Origin of the sequence: Colwellia sp. MB3u-55, from assembly GCF_014076785.1 — a bacterium.
GTDB lineage: Bacteria > Pseudomonadota > Gammaproteobacteria > Enterobacterales > Alteromonadaceae > Colwellia_A.
In genome coordinates, this window is the sequence record NZ_JACGUS010000050.1 from 1 (window position 1) to 319 (window position 319).

Annotated in this window: 1 pseudogene; it reads left to right on the plus strand. The window is 45.5% G+C overall.

The features are described from left to right. A pseudogene (locus tag H4J66_RS01240) lies at window positions 1-319 on the plus strand (transposase); the annotation flags it as partial.

Genomic DNA, 319 nt, shown 5'->3' on the forward strand with positions numbered 1-319 from the left:
CCGCCATCATGGGAGAGCAACCCACAAGGTTATTACCTTTTACGGGCAATGAACAGCAAGCTAAAACCGCCAGTATCCGCTTTAGTTTAAAGGACTATTTAACCCTTGTAGATGAAACAGGTCGCATAATAAGAGCAGACAAACGAGGCGCTATCGATAACAAAACCGCAAATATACTGTCAAGACTTCACATCAGTGATGAAAGTTGGCTCAAACTCACCACAAACTTTGAAGGTATATTCACTGGCGCGGTTGGCACCGCAGAGCATTTGTGTGAATTTACTGAGCACGTAGGGTTAAAGCGCGCACACGGGAAAGC